18 protein-coding genes are annotated in these 17825 nt (G+C 74.8%); 6 read left to right on the forward strand and 12 right to left on the reverse strand.

Features of this window, described 5'->3' with window-relative positions:
• Positions 1–12 precede the first annotated feature (12 nt).
• Positions 13–1446: a putative sodium/potassium/calcium exchanger gene (locus J4557_RS50935; protein ID WP_208267590.1), complete on the forward strand. Its 1434-nt coding sequence runs from the start codon at positions 13–15 to the stop codon at positions 1444–1446.
• Between the two features lie 9 nt (positions 1447–1455).
• Here J4557_RS50935 and J4557_RS17270 read toward each other — a convergent pair whose 3' ends face one another.
• On the reverse strand, positions 1456–2202 hold the full coding sequence (locus J4557_RS17270; RefSeq protein WP_208267592.1) for a DUF2817 domain-containing protein: 747 nt from the start codon (positions 2200–2202) through the stop codon (positions 1456–1458).
• Positions 2203–2328: 126 nt separating this feature from the next.
• Positions 2329–3093, reverse strand: coding sequence for a dienelactone hydrolase family protein (locus tag J4557_RS17275; RefSeq protein ID WP_243775903.1), 765 nt, complete (start codon positions 3091–3093; stop codon positions 2329–2331).
• 300 nt (positions 3094–3393) lie between these two features.
• On the opposite strand from J4557_RS17275, the gene J4557_RS17280 reads away from it, so the two are divergent.
• Positions 3394–3903 carry a nuclear transport factor 2 family protein gene (locus J4557_RS17280; protein ID WP_208267593.1) on the forward strand — a complete coding sequence of 170 codons (510 nt, stop codon included), beginning with the start codon at positions 3394–3396 and terminating at the stop codon, positions 3901–3903.
• A gap of 39 nt (positions 3904–3942) precedes the next feature.
• On the opposite strand, the gene J4557_RS17285 is transcribed toward J4557_RS17280, so the two are convergent.
• Genes J4557_RS17285 through J4557_RS17300 form a run of 4 tightly spaced genes read right to left on the reverse strand, consistent with a single transcriptional unit; the run spans position 3943 to position 9401 of the window.
• Positions 3943–5661, reverse strand: a complete 1719-nt coding sequence (locus tag J4557_RS17285) for an ABC transporter ATP-binding protein (protein WP_208267595.1) — start codon at positions 5659–5661, stop codon at positions 3943–3945.
• On the reverse strand, positions 5661–7490 hold the full coding sequence (locus tag J4557_RS17290) for an ABC transporter ATP-binding protein (RefSeq protein ID WP_208267597.1): 1830 nt from the start codon (positions 7488–7490) through the stop codon (positions 5661–5663). Before J4557_RS17290 ends, J4557_RS17285 begins: the two co-directional genes overlap by 1 nt.
• Positions 7487–7870: a cupin gene (locus J4557_RS17295; RefSeq protein ID WP_208267599.1), complete on the reverse strand. Its 384-nt coding sequence runs from the start codon at positions 7868–7870 to the stop codon at positions 7487–7489. The genes J4557_RS17290 and J4557_RS17295 overlap by 4 nt, the downstream gene beginning before the upstream one ends.
• A gap of 55 nt (positions 7871–7925) precedes the next feature.
• Positions 7926–9401 (reverse strand): MFS transporter, encoded by a 1476-nt coding sequence (locus tag J4557_RS17300; protein ID WP_208267601.1) that lies wholly within the window; start codon positions 9399–9401, stop codon positions 7926–7928.
• Positions 9402–9566: 165 nt separating this feature from the next.
• Here J4557_RS17300 and J4557_RS17305 point away from each other — a divergent pair, with 165 nt between their 5' ends.
• Positions 9567–10718, forward strand: coding sequence for a sensor histidine kinase (locus J4557_RS17305; RefSeq protein WP_208267603.1), 1152 nt, complete (start codon positions 9567–9569; stop codon positions 10716–10718).
• Positions 10715–11374, forward strand: coding sequence for a response regulator (locus tag J4557_RS17310; RefSeq protein WP_208267605.1), 660 nt, complete (start codon positions 10715–10717; stop codon positions 11372–11374). The genes J4557_RS17305 and J4557_RS17310 overlap by 4 nt, the downstream gene beginning before the upstream one ends.
• Positions 11375–11405: 31 nt before the next feature.
• Here the strand turns inward: J4557_RS17310 and J4557_RS17315 are convergent, their stop codons facing one another.
• On the reverse strand, positions 11406–12173 hold the full coding sequence (locus tag J4557_RS17315; protein WP_208267607.1) for an SDR family oxidoreductase: 768 nt from the start codon (positions 12171–12173) through the stop codon (positions 11406–11408).
• Between the two features lie 107 nt (positions 12174–12280).
• A complete protein-coding gene (locus J4557_RS17320) occupies positions 12281–12706 on the reverse strand; it encodes a MerR family transcriptional regulator (RefSeq protein ID WP_208267608.1) in 426 nt (141 codons plus the stop codon).
• Between the two features lie 157 nt (positions 12707–12863).
• Between J4557_RS17320 and J4557_RS17325 the strand changes: the two genes are divergently transcribed.
• Complete coding sequence (locus J4557_RS17325) at positions 12864–13235, forward strand: DUF3140 domain-containing protein (protein ID WP_208267610.1); 372 nt, start codon at positions 12864–12866, stop codon at positions 13233–13235.
• 35 nt (positions 13236–13270) lie between these two features.
• Here the strand turns inward: J4557_RS17325 and J4557_RS49655 are convergent, their stop codons facing one another.
• Positions 13271–13849, reverse strand: coding sequence for a TetR/AcrR family transcriptional regulator (locus J4557_RS49655; protein ID WP_243775904.1), 579 nt, complete (start codon positions 13847–13849; stop codon positions 13271–13273).
• A gap of 87 nt (positions 13850–13936) precedes the next feature.
• Positions 13937–14968 carry a medium chain dehydrogenase/reductase family protein gene (locus J4557_RS17335; RefSeq protein WP_208267612.1) on the reverse strand — a complete coding sequence of 344 codons (1032 nt, stop codon included), beginning with the start codon at positions 14966–14968 and terminating at the stop codon, positions 13937–13939.
• Between the two features lie 139 nt (positions 14969–15107).
• Between J4557_RS17335 and J4557_RS17340 the strand changes: the two genes are divergently transcribed.
• Positions 15108–15755, forward strand: coding sequence for a TetR/AcrR family transcriptional regulator (locus tag J4557_RS17340; RefSeq protein WP_208267613.1), 648 nt, complete (start codon positions 15108–15110; stop codon positions 15753–15755).
• A gap of 80 nt (positions 15756–15835) precedes the next feature.
• On the opposite strand, the gene J4557_RS17345 is transcribed toward J4557_RS17340, so the two are convergent.
• Entirely contained in the window at positions 15836–16681 is an 846-nt protein-coding gene (locus J4557_RS17345; protein WP_208267615.1) for a hypothetical protein, read from the reverse strand.
• Positions 16682–16685: 4 nt separating this feature from the next.
• Positions 16686–17753, reverse strand: coding sequence for a cation diffusion facilitator family transporter (locus tag J4557_RS17350; RefSeq protein WP_208267616.1), 1068 nt, complete (start codon positions 17751–17753; stop codon positions 16686–16688).
• Between the last annotated feature and the right edge of the window lie 72 nt (positions 17754–17825).

A 17825-nucleotide genomic window follows, 5' to 3' on the forward strand; every position in this document is an offset into this window, starting at 1 on the left:
CTTGGAGGAGCGATGGCCGACAACACGGACGTCACGAACCGGGAGCGCGACCGGAGCGACTCCGGCGAGATCCAGGAGAAGACGGGGCGGATCGTCCCGCCCGAGGCGGAGCGCCCGTCCGCCGAGGGACCGGACGTCTACCTCAACGTCCCGGAACTGAAGGTGGACGAGATCTCCCTGGAGGTCAACGACCTGGAGGCGCACGTCTCGCTGGTCGCCGAGGTGCTCGACCTGCTCAAGCTGAACGTCGGCGCGGACGTGGGCCTGGGCAGGGTCAAGCTGGAGATCAAGGGCGTCGCGGCGCAGGCGCTGCTCCAGGTCCGGCTCGACAACGTGGCCGAGATCGTCGACCGGGTCCTGACCACCCTCGACCGGAATCCGGAGATCCTCCAGCACCTCGGCCGCGGCGTGGAGGCCATCGCGCGCGACGTCGGGTCCGGGACCGGCGAGGCGGTGGGCCAGGTCGGCCGGGGCGCCCGGGGCGCCGTCGAGGACGTCGGGAAGGGCGCCGGACACGCGGTCGAGGACGTCGGCGAGGGCGCCGGGGGCGCTGTGAAGGACGTCGGCGAAGGAGCCGGCGGTGCGGTCAAGGACGTCGGGAAGGGCGCCGGTGGTGCCGTCGACAAGGTCGGCGAGGGGACCGGCGGTGCGGTCAAGGACGTCGGGAAGGGCGCCGGTGGTGCCGTCGACAAGGTCGGCGAGGGGACCGGCGGCGCGGTCAAGGACGTCGGGAAGGGCGCCGGTGGTGCCGTCGACAAGGTCGGCGAGGGGACCGGCGGCGCGGTCAAGGACGTCGGGAAGGGCGCCGGTGGTGCCGTCGACAAGGTCGGCGAGGGAACCGGCGGCGCGGTCAAGGACGTCGGCGAGGGCACGGGAGGTGCCGTCGACAAGGTCGGAGAGGGCGCTGGCGGTGCGGCGAAGGAGGTCGGCGAGGGCGCCGGTGGTGCGGCGAAGGAGGTCGGCGAGGGCGCTGGCAGTGCGGCGAAGGAGGCCGGGAAGGGCGCCGGTGGTGCCGTCGACAAGGTCGGCGAAGGAGCGGGCGACGCCGCCGGCAGCGTCGGCGAAGGGGCCGGTGCGGCGGCGGAGAGCGCGGGCGAAGGCGCGGGCCAGGCCGCCGAAGGAGCCGGCAAGGCCGCCGAGGGCGCAGGTAAGGCCGCCGAGGGCGCCGGGAAGTCCGGTGGAGGCCCCGAGGACTCTTCCGAAGGCGCGGGGGAGGCCGCCGAGAGCGGCGGGGAGTCCACGGATCGCCCCCGTGACGAGGATCGGCCCCGTGACGAGGATCGGTCGGGTGACGAGGGCGAGTCCCGCGACGAGGGCGAGTCCCGCGACGAGGAGTCGGCCTCGGATGAGAAGGACGAGGCCGACGACCTGCAGAGCGCTCTGCACGAGGCCGAGGACTCCGTCCGGGAGCTGGGCCGTGCCCTGCTCCGGATGGTCACCCGGTAGCCGGCGCGGTCAGTTCCCCGTGACGCGCCGGACGGCGCTCACGTACCGGCGGACGGCCTCCGGGGAGGGCCGTCCGCCGGGGAGTTCGACCACGAACGCGCTGCCGCCGACGATGGTGTTCTCCCAGCCGGTCGCGCTCCCGGGATAGTCGGGCAGGGAGCGCAGCGGAAGGCCGGCGTCGCGGGCGAAGCGGCGCTCGACGTCCTTGGGGCCTTGGGAGCCGTCGACCACGGCGAGGTGCTGGTGGAACCAGATCGCCACGGTCGGCCGGACGCGCCGCACGAAGCGCGCGGCCGCCGCGGACTCCGGTTCCGACAGCGGCGCCGCACCGGGATGGTGGGCCGATCCCTGCGCGCCGATCCGGCGCCACCCGGACGGGAAGTTCCGGTTGAGGTCGACGCCGTGGGCGTTGCCCCGCGTCCCCGCCGCCATCCCGTCCGGGTTGAGCACGGGGACGATCCAGAGGTCCGCGTGCGCCGGGCGCGGCCCGGCGGCCAGGGCGTCCGCCACGGCCGCTCCGGCCGGTTCGTCGCCGTGCAGGCAGCCGACGACGAGCACCCGCCGCGCCGCGCGCGGATCTCCCAGCTCGACCGCGGAGATCGGACGGCCCTGGACGGATCCGCCCAGCGGCACCGTCCGGTGGACCGTGCCGCCCGCCTGCGACGCGCCGCTCCGCCCGCACGCGGCCAGGAGGATCGCGACGGCGCCGAGGAGCGCGCCGGGCCGGCGTCCGGCCGCCGTCCGCCGCACCGCCATGGCCTTCCCCCGGTTCCACCTCGCCGGCCGATTCGGGGGAGTGCCTCACCAATGCCCTCCGAGCGGCCGGTGATGCGCACGGCGCCGGGCCTGACCTCGAGCCGGCTCGAGGTCAGGCCCGCCGCATCAGGCCGGCGCGCCCGCCGTGCCGAGATGCCGGGTGAGGAACGGGGCCGGGTCCTCGAACGCCGGGGCCCCGCCGTGCCCGCCCAGGTTGGCGTGCATCGTCTTCTCCTTCGAGCCGATGGCGTCGAACAGCCCGAGCGCGGCCTGCCGGTCGACGTGCTCGTCGTCCCACTGGAGCATGAACAGGACCGGGACGGTGACCCGCCGGGCCGCGTCGAGCAGGGCGTCGTACACGACGAACCCGCCGCCGAAGATCGCGGCGGTGATCCTCGGGTCGGCCGCCGTCAGCGGAATCCCGATCGCGGTGCCGAGCGTGATGCCGCCGCCGTAGGCGACCGGGGCGTCCGCGCCGATCTCCGGCAGGTCCTGGAGGGCGTCCAGCGTCGCCCGCCACTCCGGGACGGCCTGCTTCGCGAGCGACGCGCCGTACCGGGCGCTGACCGGGCCGATCGGGTCGCCCGCCGCCATCGCCTGCCGGAGCTCCGCGCGGGCCCGCTCGTCCTCCGCCGTGCGCGGCCGGTCGCCGTGCCCGGGGGCGTCGATGGCGGCGACGGTGTAACCGCAGGTGGTGGCGAGGTGCCGGGCGCGGGCCGCGAGGCCGGGCGTCTTCTTGTGCAGCCCGCCGCCGTGGCCCATCAGCACCAGCGGTGCGTGGTCGGGGCCGGAGGCGGGCGCCCAGAGGACGCCGGTGACGTCGCCGAGGGTGAAGTCGCGTTCGACGACGCCGTCCGACGTGGTCTCCGCGGTGAAACGCAAGGAATTCATGGTGGTGCCTTTCGGGATCGCCTTTGGTGGGGCGCTCCCGGCGACACCTGCGTCAGTCGCCCACCGTGAGAGCGAAGGGGAGCACCCACTTCGGAACAGCGTTCATGGGTCTCACCTCCTCGCGTGGTTTCACGGCGTCGCGTACGTTATCAGCCCGCCGCCGTCCCGCCCACTCCTTTTTCGGGCGGGCTCGCCCGACCCCGGTTCCGCGGGCGGGCGCTCCCGCTGGCCGGGAACGCCCGCCGCGCCGTCCGGCGCGCGCGGTTAGCGTTGCGCGATCCACTCTGAGAGGGGTTCGACATGGCGGACGACGCAGGGGGCCGCTCCCTGGAGCAGCGGGTGGCCGACCTGGAGCGCATCGAGGCGATCAAGGCCCTCAAGCACCGGTACTGGCGCGCGTGCGACGCCAAGGACCCCGTCGCGTTCCGGGACGGCTTCACCAAGGGCCCCGCGTCGATCGACTACGGTTCGCTCGGCACGTTCACGGACGCGGACGCGCTCACCAGGGTGTTCACCGACATCGCGCTGCGCGAGGTCGACGGCGGGTACGCGGTGCTCGACATGCACCACGGCTTCCACCCCGTCATCACCGTGCTGGACGACTCCACGGCGACCGGCACCTGGTCCCTGCGCTTCAGGCAGCTGAACCGGGTGGACGGCACCGAGCTGCTCATGGCCGCGGAGTACGACGACGAGTACGTCGTCGAGGACGGCAGCTGGAAGATGGTGAAGTCGCACGTCCGGACGCTGTGGACGATCCTGCGCCCGCTGCCCGAGGGCACCCGCGTGAACCAGCTGATGGGGCCGTGACCCGTTCCCGGCCGGTCCGCCGGTCGGGAACGGGTCGGGTCACCGCCCGCTCGCGACCGGGTCCGTGGACAGCGCCCAGAAGCCGGCGTAGCGGCCGCCGCGCCGCAGCAGCTCGTCGTGGGCGCCCTCCTCGACGATCCGGCCGCCGTCCAGGAAGACGACGCGGTCCGCGCGCCGGACGGTCCGCATCCGGTGCGCCACCATCACCACCGTCCGGCCCGCCGCCAGGCGTTCGATGCCGTCGTGGACGGCCGCCTCGTTCACCGGGTCCAGCGCGGAGGTCACCTCGTCCAGCAGCACGATGGGCGCGTCCTTGAGCAGCGCCCGCGCGATGGAGACCCGCTGGCGCTCACCGCCCGACAGCAGCTCGCCGCCCTCGCCGACGTCCGCCGCCCAGCCGCCGGGCAGCCGCTCGACCACCTCGTCCAGCCGCGCCGCGCTCGCCGCCGCCCGCACCTCCGCGTCGCTCGCGTCCGGACGGCCGAGCCGGACGTTCTCCTCGATCGTGCCGTCGAAGAGGTGCACGTCCTGGAAGACGACGGCGATCCGGGACATCAGCGCCTCGGCGCCGATGTCCCGGACGTCCACGCCGCCGACCCGGACCGAGCCGCCGTCCACGTCGTAGAACCGCGCGAGCAGGTGCAGCAGGGTGCTCTTGCCCGCGCCCGACGGGCCGACCACGGCGAGCCGCCCTCCCTCCGGCACGGACAGCGACACGTCGTCGAGGACCGTCCGGTCGCCGTGCCGGAACGTGACGGACGCGAACTCCAGGCCGCCGTGCTCCGGCAGGGCGGGTTCGCGGGGCTCCGGCAGCGGCTCGGTGCTCAGTACCGCGTCGAGCCTGGCCAGCTGGGCGCGCGCGCCGCGCAGCCTGCCGCCGAGCTCCGACAGCGACAGCAGCGGGTCGGCGCAGCGGGCGGCGAGGACCAGGAGGGCGAGGACGTCCGCCGCGCCGATGCGCCCGCCGAGCGCGAGGTAGGCGCCCAGGGCCAGGAGCACGGTGAACACCGCCTGCACCGTGAACGTGAGGCCCAGGATTCCGGGCAGCGCCGACAGCGTGGAGCGCCGGGACGCGCGCTGGAGCCCGCGGAGCGAGTCGTCGAGCATCCGGAAGCGCTCGGTGGTCCGGCCGCCGGCCCGCAGCACCGGCTGGGCCCGCAGGTACTCGACGACCCGCGCCGTCGCCTCGTGGTCGCGGTCCGCGCGCTCGGCGTCGGCGGCGTCCATCGCGCGCCCCGCCCGGACCTGGACCGCCGCGACGAGCGGCGCCGCGAGCAGCGCGGCCAGGCCCATCCGCCAGTCGAAGCCGACCATCACGGCGGCGATCGTCAGCGGCGTCACGCAGGCGGACACGAGCGGGGCCAGCAGGTGTGCGATCACGCTCATCGCCTGCATGAGCCCGCGCCCGGCCAGGACGGACACCTCCCCGACGCGGCGCGGGCCGTACCAGCCGACGGGCAGCCGGGCCAGATGGTCGCCGAGCCGGTAGTACATCCCGTGCAGCAGCGTGGTCCCCACGCGGAACCCGGACAGGTCGCTGACGTACCGCAGCGCCCCGTACACCGCGACCGCGGCCCCGAACGCGATCAGCCAGGGCCGGGCGTCTCCGGGCGCGTCCCCGAGGAGGCCCCGGAGGACGGGGACCAGCAGCGCGTAGGACAGGCCCTCGACCACCGCGGTCGCCGTCATCAGGGCCACGGTGCGGCGTACCGGACGGGCGTGTTCGGCCCCCAGCACGCGGAACAGCGTCGAGATCATCACAGGTCGTCTCCTCGCTGTGCGCCGGGGCCGGGAGCGGCCTCGCCGCCGACCGCCGAGAGGTGGGAGCGCCAGAACGCGGCGAACCGCCCGTCCCGGCCCAGCAGCTCGGCGGGCGCGCCGCGTTCGGCGATCATCCCGTCCTCCAGCAGCACGATGGTGTCGGCGTCGGCGATCGTCTCCAGCCGGTGGGCGATGACCAGGATCGTCCGGTCGCCTCCCGGCGCCGTCAGGGCCCGCCGCACCGCCAGTTCGGTCTGCGGGTCGGCGAACGCGGTCGCCTCGTCGAGCACCAGGACGGGCGTGTCGGCGAGCAGCGCGCGGGCGATCGAGATCCGCTGCGCCTCGCCGCCCGACAGGTCGGCCTCCTCGCCGAGCACCGTGTCGTAGCCGCGCGGCAGCTCCAGGACGCGGTCGTGGACGTTCGCCCGCCGGGCGGCGCGGACGATGTCGTCCATGGCCGCGCCGGGAACCGCGAGCGCGATGTTGTCCGCGACCGACGCGCGCAGCAGGCGGACGTCCTGGAAGACGAAGGAGACCGTCCGGTAGAGGTCCCGTCCGGCGAGGTCCCGCAGGTCGACGCCGCCGAGCGCGACCGAGCCCCGGGCCGGGTCGAAGAACCGCGGCAGCAGCCGCACCAGCGTCGACTTCCCGCTGCCCGACGGCCCGACGACCGCGGTGACCGTGCCCGGTTCCAGCACCAGGTCGATCCCGCGCAGCACCTCGCGGTCGGGCCCGTACCCGAAGTGGACGTCGCGCAGCTCCACCCGGTGCCCGCGCGGCGCGACCGGGACCACGGGCTCGGGCAGCGGCGGCACCGCGAGCACCTCCCGGATCCGCCCCACCGCGCGCCGCGCGCCCTGCAGGTCGTCGAAGCCGTGGAAGAGCACCGCCACCGGAGCGGTCAGCCCCAGCCCGAGCAGCAGGAAGGGCAGCAGGTCGGCCGGGGGCATGCCGCCGCGGTCGATCAGCACCGCGCCGCCGGTCAGCACGGCCAGCAGCACGAACGGCGGCGACAGCACCAGCTGGATCGCGGCGGCGACACCGGCGAGCGCGCGGACCATGCGGTAGAAGGCGGTGACGAACGCGTCCACGGCCTCGACGAACCGCCGGAGGGCGCGCTCGCCTCCGCCGAACGCCTTGACGACCGCGATGCCCTGGACGAACTCGACGACGGAGCTCGCGATCCGGCCCATCGCCGCGTCGAACTCCTTCTGCTCGCGCAGCCGGCCCGGCGTCGTCATCAGCGGCACCAGAGCCACCGCCAGCAGCACCGGGACCAGCGTGATCAGCGTGAGCCGCCAGTCGACGGCGAACAGGTAGACCAGCGACACCGGCGGCACCACGAACGCGGTGACGAGCTCGCCGGGGATGTGCGCGATGAACGGGTGCACGGCGCTCACGTCGTCGCCGACGAGCTTCGCCAGCTCACCGGTCCGGCGGCCGGACAGCCAGCCGATCGGGACCCGCCCCAGCCGCGCCGCGAGCCGCCGCCGGAACGCCAGCTGCACCCGGCCGTCGAGCAGGTGCCCGATCCCGGAGGACGCGGCCGTGCACAGCAGCCGGACCAGCAGGCCGGCGGCGCCCGCGACCACGGCCGTCCAGACGCGGCCGTGGTCGGCCGGGCCGGGCGAAAGGAGGGCGCGGCCCACCTCGGAGACCGCGAGGAGCGGCGCCAGCCCGGCAACGGCGCCGACCACCTGCAGGGCGACGAGCGCGGCGAAGCCGCGGACGTGCGGGCGCAGCAGCCCGCCCGGTTCGCCGTCCGCCGCGGAACCGGCGGAGGAGGCCGGCGGGGACGTCGGCTCGGCGAGGCCGGCGGCGGTCATCGGCGCGCCTCCACCCGGCTGCCCTGCGGCAGGGTGACGGCCATGATGCTGCTGGGCACGTCCAGCGCGATGCGGTGCCATCGCCCGCGCGGGACGATCGCGGCGGTCCCGGCCGGCAGCCGGACCTCTTCCTCCTCCTGCCCCGGTTCCTCGGGACGCAGGTAGAGCCGGATCTTCCCGATGAGGCAGGAGACGACCTCCTCGGCCTCGGGATGGACCTCCCATTGGCCGCCGTGGACGTCGGCGTCGGTCTTCGCGTGGAAGGCCGTCAGTCGCCAGCCGTCGTGGCCGGAGCACACCGTCCTCTTCTCGGCGTGGATCGTGCCGCCTTGGCGGAGGTGGAGAAGGGACGCGAAGAGGTCGATCGGAGCGACGGGCATGCCGGGCCGTCCTTCCTGTGGAGAGCGGGCGGAGGGTGGTGCGGAGGGGGCCCGGTCAGTCGGCGGCGGCGACCGGCTCGAGGTCGCCGGTCCGTCCGGCCGGCGCCGGAGGGCCGCTGCGGCGCAGCACCGTGAGGGCGATGACGACGGCGCCGAGCAGGAGCACGGCGCCGAGGGTGAAGCCGAACGCGTACCCGTCGCTGAGCGAGGCGGGCGTGACGGCGTCGCCGGTGCGGTCGTGGGCCGCGGTGCCGAGGGCGGCCAGCCCGAGCGAGGCGCCGATCTGGCGGACGCTGTTGAGCAGCCCGGACGCGGCGCCGGCCTCGTGGGGCGCCACCCCGGTGGTGGCGGTGGAGACGATCGGCGCGAGGCAGAGCCCGAACCCGACGCTGGCGACGACGGACGGGCCGAGGACGTCGGTGAGGAAGGAGCCGTCCGCGCCGATCCGGCCGAACCACGCGAACCCCGCCGCGGTCATGAGCCCGCCGGCGATCAGCAGCGTGCGGGCGGGGAGGCGGTAGCCGAGCTTGACGGCGAGGAAGGAGCCGACGATCACCCCGAGCGCGAACGGCACGAACTCCAGCCCGGTCAGCGCCGGTTCCGTCCCGAGGACGCGCTGCAGGTAGAGGGAGACGAAGTAGAAGGACGACGACAGGGCCGCCCCGGTCAGCAGGTTGTAGGCGTTCGCGCCGGCGACCGAGCGGTTCGCGAGCAGCCCGAGCCGGATCAGCGGTTCGCGGGCGGTGGACCGCTCGACGAGGACGAACGCGGCGAGCAGCGCGACCGCGGCCGCCAGGGTCGTCACGGTGGCCGCCGACGTCCACGGGTGCCGGTCGGTGCGGACGACGCCGAACACCAGCAGGGTCACGCCCGCCGTGGCCAGGACCGCGCCGAGGACGTCGGGGCGGCCGCCGCGCTCCGCGGGCGCGTCGGCGGCGACGCCCCGCCAGGCCATGGCCAGCGCCGTGGCGGCCATGGGCACGTTCACGAACATCACCCAGCGCCAGCCGGCGTATTCGGTGAGCAGCCCCCCGATCAGGACGCCGAAGGCGCCCCCGGCGGCGTTCATCGCGCTCCAGATCCCGAACGCGCGGACGCGGGCCCGTCCGGCGGGGAACGTCGCGGTCAGCAGGGCCAGCGCGGCCGGCGCCAGCGCGGCGGCCCCGACGCCCTGGGCGACGCGGGCGGCGACCAGATGGCCGGGTTCCTGCGCGAGGCCGCCGAGGAACGACGCGAGGCCGAACAGGCCGAGGCCGAGCTGCAGCACCCGCTTGCGGCCGTACCGGTCGGCGGCCTTGCCGCCCAGCAGGAGCAGCCCCCCGAACGAGAGGGCGTAGGCGTGGATCACCCAGGTCACGCCGACCGCGCCGAACCCGAGGCCGGACGCGATCCGCGGGAGCCCGACGTTCACCACCGACAGGTCCAGCGACACCATGAACTGCACGACGGCCACCGCGGCGAGCGTGAGCCCGGGCCGTGGGGCCGGCTCGGCGCCCGCCCGTCCGCGGGCCGACTTCCGGATCGTGTACATGCCGGAAATGGTGCTGTTCGCACTGGTCGGCGGTCATCGTGCCGGGGAAGACTCCTGCGCCCGGCACCACGGGAGTACGCCCGGCCGCACTACGACGCCGGGAGTAGTCCGGGATTGCTCCGTCCAGCGGAGGACGCCGGAGAAAAAGGCCCATAACCTACCTCAATGAGGTTCTTGGACGGGAGGCGGCCGCTCGCCGAGGACGGCCTGCTCGCCGCGGCGATGGCCGTCCTGCTGACGGTCGTCATGCTCTACTCGCCGCGCGCGGGCGCGCTGGACGTCGCGGCCGGCATCGCCGGTTCGCTGGCGCTCGTCGCGTGGCGGCGGGCGCCGCTGGTGGCGCTCGTCCTCGGCGCGGCGTTCATGCTCGTGGTCGCGGCCCGTACCCAGCCGGGCCCGGCGGCGGCCTATCCCGTCATGGTGGCGGTGTTCGGCGCGGTCAGGGCCGGGCACCGGGTGGCCGCGGCGGTGGTGAGCGTGGCCTTCCTCGGCATCGCCGTGGCGGTGAACCTGCCCGGCGCCGACGGGGCCGAGGAGAACCTCCAGAGCGTCGCGCTGCTGGTCGGCTGGTTCGTCGCGGCCGGCGTCGCGGCGACCGTCACCCGGCACCGGCAGGCGTACCTGGACGAGGCCGAGCAGCGGGCCGCCGAGGCCGAGCGCACCCGCGAGGAGGCGGCCCGCCGCCGCGCGGGGGAGGAGCGGCTCCGCATCGCCCGGGAGCTGCACGACTCCCTCACCCACAGCATCTCGGTCATCAAGGTCCAGGCGGGGGTGGCCGTCCACCTGGCGCACCGGCGCGGTGAGGAGGTCCCCCCGGCGCTGCTGGCCATCCAGGAGGCCAGCGGCGACGCCATGCGGGAGCTGCGCGCCACCCTGGAGGTGCTGCGCGACTCCGACGGCGGCGACGGATCCGAGGGCGAGGCCGCGGCCTCCGGCCTCGACCGCCTCGGCGACCTGGTCGACCGGGCCCGCTCCGCCGGCCTGGACGCCACGGTCACGGTGTCCGGCACCCGCCGCGACCTGCCCGCCGAGGTGGACCGGGCCGCGTACCGGATCGTCCAGGAGGCGCTGACCAACGTCTCCCGGCACGCGGGCGGCGCGGCCGCCGCGGTGTGCGTCGACTACGCGGACGGCGCGCTGGTCGTGCAGGTGGAGGACGACGGCGAGGCCGACCCGGACGCGCCGCCTGTGCCCGGCAAGGGGCTGCTCGGCATGCGGGAGCGCGTCGCGGCGCTCGGCGGGCGGCTCCGCGCCGAGCCCCGCGCCGAGGGCGGCTTCGTCGTGCGCGCCGAACTGCCCTTGGAGGGAGCGGCGTGATCCGCGTGCTCCTCATGGACGACCAGGCGCTGATCCGCGGCGGCTTCCGCGCCCTGCTGGAGATCGAGGACGACATCGAGGTGGTCGCCGAGGCCGCGAACGGCGAGCAGGGCGTCGCGCTCGCCCGCGAGCACCGGCCCGACGTCGCCCTCGTCGACATCCAGATGCCGGTCATGGACGGCATCGAGGCGACCCGGCTGATCGCCGCCGACGAGCGGCTGAGCGGCGTCCACGTCGTCATCCTCACCAACTACGGCCTCGACGAGTACGTCTTCAACGCGCTCCGCGCCGGCGCCTGCGGCTTCATGGTCAAGGACACCGAGCCCGCCGACCTGCTTCAGGGGGTGCGGGTCGCGGCCCGCGGCGACGCGCTGCTGTCGCCCGCGATCACCCGCCGGCTGATCGCCGAGTACGTCGCGCGCCGTCCCGAGCCCGCGCCGCAGGCGCTCGACGTGCTGACCAACCGGGAGCGCGAGGTCACCGCGCTGGTGGCGCGGGGCCTGTCCAACGACGAGATCGCCGCCCGCATGGTGATCAGCCCGACCACCGCGAAGACGCACGTCAGCAGGGCGATGACGAAGCTGCGGGCCAGGGACCGCGCCCAGCTCGTGGTGTTCGCCTACGAGTCCGGCCTCGTCACGCCCCGCCGCACCTGACCCGCGCCCGCGCCCGCGCCCGCGCTCGCGGTCACCAGGGGATCGGGCCCTCCTCGCCGAAGAAGCCGCCGGTCGGCCCGTCCGCGCCGAGCGTGGCCAGCCGGACCACGACCGCCGCGCCCTGCTCCACGGTGAGGACGCCGGTGTGGTCGTTGCCGTCCGTCGCGACGAAGCCGGGCGCGACGGCGTTGACGAGCACGCCGTCCTTGCGCAGCTCGTTCGCGTACTGCACGGTCAGCGCGTTCAGCGCGCTCTTGGACGGCGAGTACGCCGCCGACGGCAGCAGCGACGCCATGGGGCCGTCCGGGGCGCTGAAGATCGTCAACGAGGCGGCATGGCTGCTGACGTTGACGACGCGCGGCTCCGGCGACCGCCGCAGCAGCGGCAGCATGGCGTTGGTCACCGCGATCACCCCGAACACGTTGGTCTCGAACACCCTGCGGACCATGTCCAGGTCGACGGTGCTCGGGACCTGGTCGTGGGCGTCCGCGGGTGCGACCTGCCCGGAGCCGGTGATGCCGGCGTTGTTGACCAGCACGTCGAGGCGGCCGAAGCGCTCCTCGACCAGCGTCGCCGCCTCCCGGACGGAGGCCGCGCCGGTGACGTCCAGGGCGACCGCGTGCACGTCGCCGCCCGACTCGCGCAGCGCCGCGGCGGCCTCCTCGCCGCGCCGCGGATCCCTGGCGCCGACCAGGACCGTCATGCCCGCCGCGGCGAGCTCCGCGGCGACTCCGCGCCCGATCCCCTTGTTCGCCCCCGTGACCAGCGCGACCTTGCGGTCTGCGGCCTGCTCGCTCATGTCCCCGCTCCTCGTCGTGGAAAGGGCGCGTCCGTCTCGGCACCCGTTGTCGGACCCGAGACGACGCAGCCCGTCCGCCTGTGACATGCGGGGCGGAGGAGCCGGGATCAGTGCTTGTGCGCCTCCTCGAAGGGCGTCCCCGCCAGCCGCGCCGCGAGCACGTCGGCGAAGTTCGGGCATTCGAAGACGTTGTCGTGCGGGCAGGCCAGGCCGTGGGCGATCGCGGTGCGCGCCGCCTGCATCCGGGCGATCTGCCGGTCCAGCTCGGCGAGCTTGCCCCGCTGCAGCTCCCGCCAGTCGCCGCCCGACGTACGGGCCCCGACGAGTTCCTTGACCTCGCGCAGCGTGAAGCCGACCTCGCGCAGGAGCAGGATGAGCCCGACGTGTTCCACCGCGGACGGCGGGTAGCGCCGCTGTCCCGACACCCGGGCCGGCGCCGGCAGCAGGCCGAACTCCTCCCAGTAGCGCAGAGCGGAGGTGGCGACCCCCGTCCGGTCCGCCACCTCGCCGATCGTCAGCCGCTCGTCCCCCATGGTGGGTTCAAGCGTAGGTGAAGGGACCGCCACGTGATCGGGAGGACGGGACCGCGGTCGCGCCGCCTTTCCGGCGCCCTCTCCGAACCGGCCGCGATCCCGGCTCTGACCAGGCTTTTCCTGGAATGCCCGGCCTGCGAGGGGGTATCGCGAGCCAATGGGCAGTGAACGCAGGGACGCTCTCCGCGTCGCCGACGACGTGACCGCCGAGCGGGACGCCGTCGCGGCGGACTTCGGCGCGGCCGTCAACATGACGCCCAAGGAACTCGAGGAATGGCTGGACACCGACGAGTCCAAGTCCGTCGGCCAGAAGAAGGACGGCGGCGAGGCGACCGGCCACGCGTCCGGGCGGCGGATCGTCCGGCTGATGCGCACGAAGCGGGCGGACCTGTCCGACGACGACTACGCGCACATGACCAAGGTGGTCGGCTACGTCCACCGGCACCTCGCCCAGCGCCCGCCCGGCGACGTCCGGGACACCCCCTGGCGCTACTCCCTGATGAACTGGGGCCACGACCCCCTGAAATAGCCGCCCCCGCCGGTCGTGAGGCGGTCGTGAGGCGGTCAGAGCGCGGCCTGGGCGCGGAGTCCGCGGACGAACAGGTCCAGGTGGCGGCGGGCGAGGGCCTGCTTCTCCTCGGGCGGCAGCGGACCCGGGAGCGGGCGGGCGATGCGGACGGCCATCATGCCGATGTCGGCGAACGTGACGTCGTCCGGCAGGCTCCCGGCCGCGCGCGCCGCGGCGACGAGGCCCTCCAGGAGCCGGCGGCTCTCCGCCCGCAGCGGCGCGAGTTCGGGATCGCCCTCGAGATCGACCCGGCCGAGCAGCGCCGGCAGCACCGCGGAGACGCGCAGTTCCAGCGTCCGCCGCAGGTACCGGGCCAGCGCCTCGAACGGGTCGGGCTCCTGCTCGCAGGCGTCCCGGGCGGCCTCCAGGGTGCCGGTCAGCGCGTCGAGGGCGACGGCGTGCAGCAGCGTGCCGCGGTCGGGGAAGCGGCGGTACAGCGTGCCGCTGCCGACCTCCGCCCGGCGCGCGACGTCGTCGAGCGGGACGTCCGGGCCGCGTTCGACGATCATGTCCCGCGCGGCCGCCAGGATGCGCTCCTGGTTGCGCCGCGCGTCGGCCCGCATCGGCCTGGCCATCGTCCACCTCCTCGCCCGGAGCCGGCGTTCTCGCAGGGACACGGTAGCAGCAGAACCGGGGAAAATTCCCCCGCTTCTCGCGGGCGGCTACGGCGTCAGGACGACCTTCCCGGCGACGGTCCCGGACTCGGCGAGCCGCATCGCGTCGGCGGCGCGGGCGAGCGGCAGCTCCGCGGCGATCCGGGGCGTGACGTCACCGCGCTGGAGCGCGGCGAAGACCTCGGTGAGGTCGGCGCGCAGCCGGGCCCGGAACCGCTTCTTGGACAGCGCCCGCCCCGCCCAGGCGTTGAAGAAGTAGGCGCGGCGCCCGTTGGGCAGGGCGTTCCACATCCAGACGCGTCCGAGCAGCTTGAAGACGGGCCACTGCTTGGAGCCCTCGTCGTCGCGGGTGGAGGCGCTACCGTAGGAGACGAGGGTGCCGCCCGGGGCGAGGAGGCGCCAGGAGTCGACGATCCCGGCGCCGCCGACGTGGTCGAACACGGCGTCCACCCCGCCGGGGGCGAGGGCGCGGACCTGTGCGGCGACGTCGCCGGCGCGGTAGTCGACGGGCGCGACGCCCTGCTCGCGGAGCAGGTCGTGGTGGCGTGCGGACGCCGTCCCGATCACCTTCGCGCCCGCGGCCTGGGCGAGTTGGACCAGGACCGAGCCGACGCCGCCGTTGGCGCCGTGCACCAGCACGGTCTGCCCGGCGCGGACGTGCGCCTTGCGGTGCAGCATCTGCCAGGCGGTGATGCCGTTGACGACGAGGGTCTCCGCCTCCGCCGCGCCGATCCCGTCGGGGACGGGCACGGTGTCCGCGGCGTCGAGGAGGACGTGGCTGGCCCACCCGCCGACCTTGGTCAACGCCGCGACCCGGGTGCCGATCAGGCCCGGGTCGACGCCGGGTCCCGCGGCCTTCACGGTGCCGACGAGGTCGTAGCCGGGCACGAACGGGAACGCGGGTTGGTCGTAGTAGCGGCCGCGGCGCATCTGCTGCTCGGCGAAGGAGACGCCGGTGGCCTCCATCCGCACCACGACCTGGCCCGGCCCCGGTACGGGGACGTCCCCGTACCGGATCTGCAGCCCCTCCGGCTCGACCCTGCCCGGCAGGACGACCTCGACGAGCTCTTCGGTGTTCATGGCTCCTCCATCGCACTCGGATGATGCTCTAGCTTCTGTTAGAAGTTATAACCAGCATCTCGTGCGAGTGTCAATAGGCTTCGTGATACCCTCTAACTAAATCTTCGAGTCGTAGCGACGGACGGGAAGGCGGCAGGGCATGGCGGAGACGGGGACGCGGACCCCGCGCGAGCGGTACCGCACCCAGGTGCGCGCGGAGATCAAGCAGCACGCCTGGGAGCAGATCGCCACGACGGGCGCGTCCGCGCTCTCGCTCAACGCGATCGCCAAGCAGATGGGCATGAGCGGGCCCGCGCTCTACCGCTACTACGCCGGCCGCGACGAACTGATCACCGAGCTCGTCAGGGACGCGTACCAGAGCCTCGCCGACACCCTCCGCTCGGCCGCCGACGCCGGCGCCGGGCTCGCCGAGCTGGCGCACACGCTGCGCGCCTGGGCCCTGGAGGACCCCCAGCGGTACCTGCTCATCTACGGCACCCCCGTCCCCGGCTACGACGCGCCGGACGACATCACCCGCATCTCGGCCGAGACCATGGCGGTCCTGCTCGACGCCTGCGCGGCGCTTCCGGCCGACCGTCCCGAGACGCCGTTCGACGCCCACCTGGCGGGCCACCGCGACTGGGCCGGCGACCACCCCGCCCAGCCCGCGGCCCTGTGCCGGGCCCTGACCTTCTGGACCCGGCTGCACGGCGTCCTGTCGCTGGAGCTCGCCGGCCACTTCACCGGAATGGGATTCGACGCCGCGCAGCTCTTCGACGCCGAACTGGACGCCCTCCTGTCGCCCTGACCCCGCCGGCCCCGCTCCTGCTCCGGCTCTCCTGGCGCCTCCTGAGGCCGCCGACGACGGCCGTTGCCGGGAACGCGATGTCAGGCGAGGGTGGTGAGCAGGCGGGCCAGGGGGACGGCGAGGTCCGGGCGGCTGGACGCGGCGGTGTGCTCGCGGAGGCGGTCGAGGCAGTGCAGGTAGAGCGGCACGAGTTCCCGCCGGAGCAGTTCGGCGGCCGCGGCGGCGTCGCCGATTCCGTTGGACCGCCAGCGCCCGGCCGCGGTGACCAGGCCGCTGGACGGCTGCGGCGGGGCGGTGTACCAGTGCGCGGCGTCGTCGTTGCGGCCGAGCAGCCCGGTGGCGGCGGTGTAGAGGAACCGGACGGGGAACAGCACGGTCTTGGTGGCCGCGCGGGCGCCCTCGGCGGCGAGGCCCTCCGGGTGCTTGAGCGTGTGCGCGTAGGCGGGGTCGGCGAACCTGGTCGCGGCGAAGGCGGCGCTGTCGAGGAGAAGTTCGTCCCGTCCGGGCCGGGCGCAACCGGAACGGCGGTCGGAGCCGTACAAGAGGATGCCTGAGTCAAGGAGGTCGAGCCGGTCGGTCGCGGGGAACCGGCCGGCTTCGGTGCCGTCCGCCAGGTTCTCCCAGTCGCTCCAGAAGAGGGAGAGGCGCGACGCGAGGGCGTGGTGAGGGGTGCCCGCGTACCGCCGGATCGTGTCGCGGCGGACCGCGTCGACGGCCGTCGCGGCGGTGGCGTCGGCGCGATCGACGACGAGGGCCACGTCCACATCGCTGACCAGGGGAGCGAACCCGCCGTGCGCCAGGCTGCCGATGGCGAAGGCGGCCACGAGCCGCTCGTCCAGACGCATCATGGCCTGGGCGAGCGCGGCCTGGACGACTTCCTGGCCGGTGGGATCGGACAGGGCGGGCGGAGGGGAACGGTGCTTCATGCGTTCAATGGTGGCCGTGCAGGGCGGCGTGGTGGTCGGTTCCGTCCGTGCCGTCGGGATCGGCGTGGACGGTGGCGGCGCGCAGCCGGGGCAGGCCGTGGATCAGGCGGTGCTCCGCCTCCACCGCCACCGCGTGCGCCTGCACGAGGGACAGGTCCGGGTCGAGCACGATGTCGGTCTCGGCGCGCAGGGTGTGGCCGACCCAGCGCAGCCGGACGCCGCCGACGCGCCGAACCCCCTCCACCCGGGCGAGGATTCGCTCGGCGGCGGTGACCAGTTCCGGATCCACGGCGTCCATCAGCCGGTGGTAGACCTCCCTGATCGCGTCGCGCAGCACGAAGCAGATGGCCAGGGTGATGAGCAGGCCGATGACCGGGTCGGCGACGGGATGGCCGAGGGCGGACCCGGCGGCGCCGGCCAGCACGGCGAGCGAGGTGAAGCCGTCGGTCCGCGCGTGCAGGCCGTCGGCGACCAGGGCGGCGGAGCCGATCTCGCGGCCGACCCTGATGCGGTACCGGGCCACTCCCTCGTTGCCGAGGAACCCGACGACGGCGGCCGCCGCGACCCAGCCGAGGGCCTTGACGTCCTGCGGGGCGAGCAGGCGGCGGAACGCCTCGTAACCGGCGAGGGCCGCGGAGGCGGCGATGACCACGATGATCACCAGCCCGGCCAGGTCCTCGGAGCGGCCGTACCCGTAGGTGAAGCGGCGCGTCGCGGCGCGCCGGCCGAGCAGGAACGCGATGCCGAGCGGTACGGCCGTCAGCGCGTCCGCGACGTTGTGCAGGGTGTCGCCGAGGAGCGCCACCGACCCCGACAGCACCACGATCGCCGCCTGGGCGGCCGCGGTGGCGGCCAGCACCGCGAGGGACAGCCCGAGCACGCGCAGCCCGCGGCCGCTGGTCTCCAGCGCCTCGTCGGTCTTGTCGGCGGAGTCGTGGCCGTGCGGGGCGAGCAGGTGCCTGGCCCGGGCGAGAAGGGACGAGGCGGTCCCGTGCCCGTGCCCATGGCCATGCCCGTGACCGTGTCCATGCCCGTGGCCTGGCGAGAATTCGGGGCCGGTGGAATCCGACATGGGCCTCCTCGGTTGCGAGCGAGCCGTGCGCCCGAGTATATGTAGTCGAGTATGCACGCGGCTACATTGCAG

Origin of the sequence: Actinomadura nitritigenes (assembly GCF_017573545.1) — a bacterium.
In the GTDB taxonomy this organism is placed as follows: domain Bacteria; phylum Actinomycetota; class Actinomycetes; order Streptosporangiales; family Streptosporangiaceae; genus Spirillospora; species Spirillospora nitritigenes.

What these genes read in the sequence shown, in the direction of transcription:
- J4557_RS17280 (WP_208267593.1), top strand. Translation starts at nt 3,394, where the DNA reads ATGGCGGACGACGCAGGGGGCCGCTCCCTGGAGCAGCGGGTGGCCGAC.
- J4557_RS17320 (WP_208267608.1), bottom strand. Translation starts at nt 12,706, where the DNA reads ATGGGGGACGAGCGGCTGACGATCGGCGAGGTGGCGGACCGGACGGGG.
- J4557_RS17345 (WP_208267615.1), bottom strand. Translation starts at nt 16,681, where the DNA reads ATGAAGCACCGTTCCCCTCCGCCCGCCCTGTCCGATCCCACCGGCCAG.
- J4557_RS17340 (WP_208267613.1), top strand. Translation starts at nt 15,108, where the DNA reads ATGGCGGAGACGGGGACGCGGACCCCGCGCGAGCGGTACCGCACCCAG.
- J4557_RS17290 (WP_208267597.1), bottom strand. Translation starts at nt 7,490, where the DNA reads ATGACCGCCGCCGGCCTCGCCGAGCCGACGTCCCCGCCGGCCTCCTCC.
- J4557_RS49655 (WP_243775904.1), bottom strand. Translation starts at nt 13,849, where the DNA reads ATGGCCAGGCCGATGCGGGCCGACGCGCGGCGCAACCAGGAGCGCATC.
- J4557_RS17300 (WP_208267601.1), bottom strand. Translation starts at nt 9,401, where the DNA reads ATGTACACGATCCGGAAGTCGGCCCGCGGACGGGCGGGCGCCGAGCCG.
- J4557_RS50935 (WP_208267590.1), top strand. Translation starts at nt 13, where the DNA reads ATGGCCGACAACACGGACGTCACGAACCGGGAGCGCGACCGGAGCGAC.
- J4557_RS17325 (WP_208267610.1), top strand. Translation starts at nt 12,864, where the DNA reads ATGGGCAGTGAACGCAGGGACGCTCTCCGCGTCGCCGACGACGTGACC.
- J4557_RS17335 (WP_208267612.1), bottom strand. Translation starts at nt 14,968, where the DNA reads ATGAACACCGAAGAGCTCGTCGAGGTCGTCCTGCCGGGCAGGGTCGAG.
- J4557_RS17285 (WP_208267595.1), bottom strand. Translation starts at nt 5,661, where the DNA reads ATGATCTCGACGCTGTTCCGCGTGCTGGGGGCCGAACACGCCCGTCCG.
- J4557_RS17275 (WP_243775903.1), bottom strand. Translation starts at nt 3,093, where the DNA reads ATGAATTCCTTGCGTTTCACCGCGGAGACCACGTCGGACGGCGTCGTC.
- J4557_RS17270 (WP_208267592.1), bottom strand. Translation starts at nt 2,202, where the DNA reads ATGGCGGTGCGGCGGACGGCGGCCGGACGCCGGCCCGGCGCGCTCCTC.
- J4557_RS17350 (WP_208267616.1), bottom strand. Translation starts at nt 17,753, where the DNA reads ATGTCGGATTCCACCGGCCCCGAATTCTCGCCAGGCCACGGGCATGGA.
- J4557_RS17295 (WP_208267599.1), bottom strand. Translation starts at nt 7,870, where the DNA reads ATGCCCGTCGCTCCGATCGACCTCTTCGCGTCCCTTCTCCACCTCCGC.
- J4557_RS17315 (WP_208267607.1), bottom strand. Translation starts at nt 12,173, where the DNA reads ATGAGCGAGCAGGCCGCAGACCGCAAGGTCGCGCTGGTCACGGGGGCG.
- J4557_RS17305 (WP_208267603.1), top strand. Translation starts at nt 9,567, where the DNA reads ATGAGGTTCTTGGACGGGAGGCGGCCGCTCGCCGAGGACGGCCTGCTC.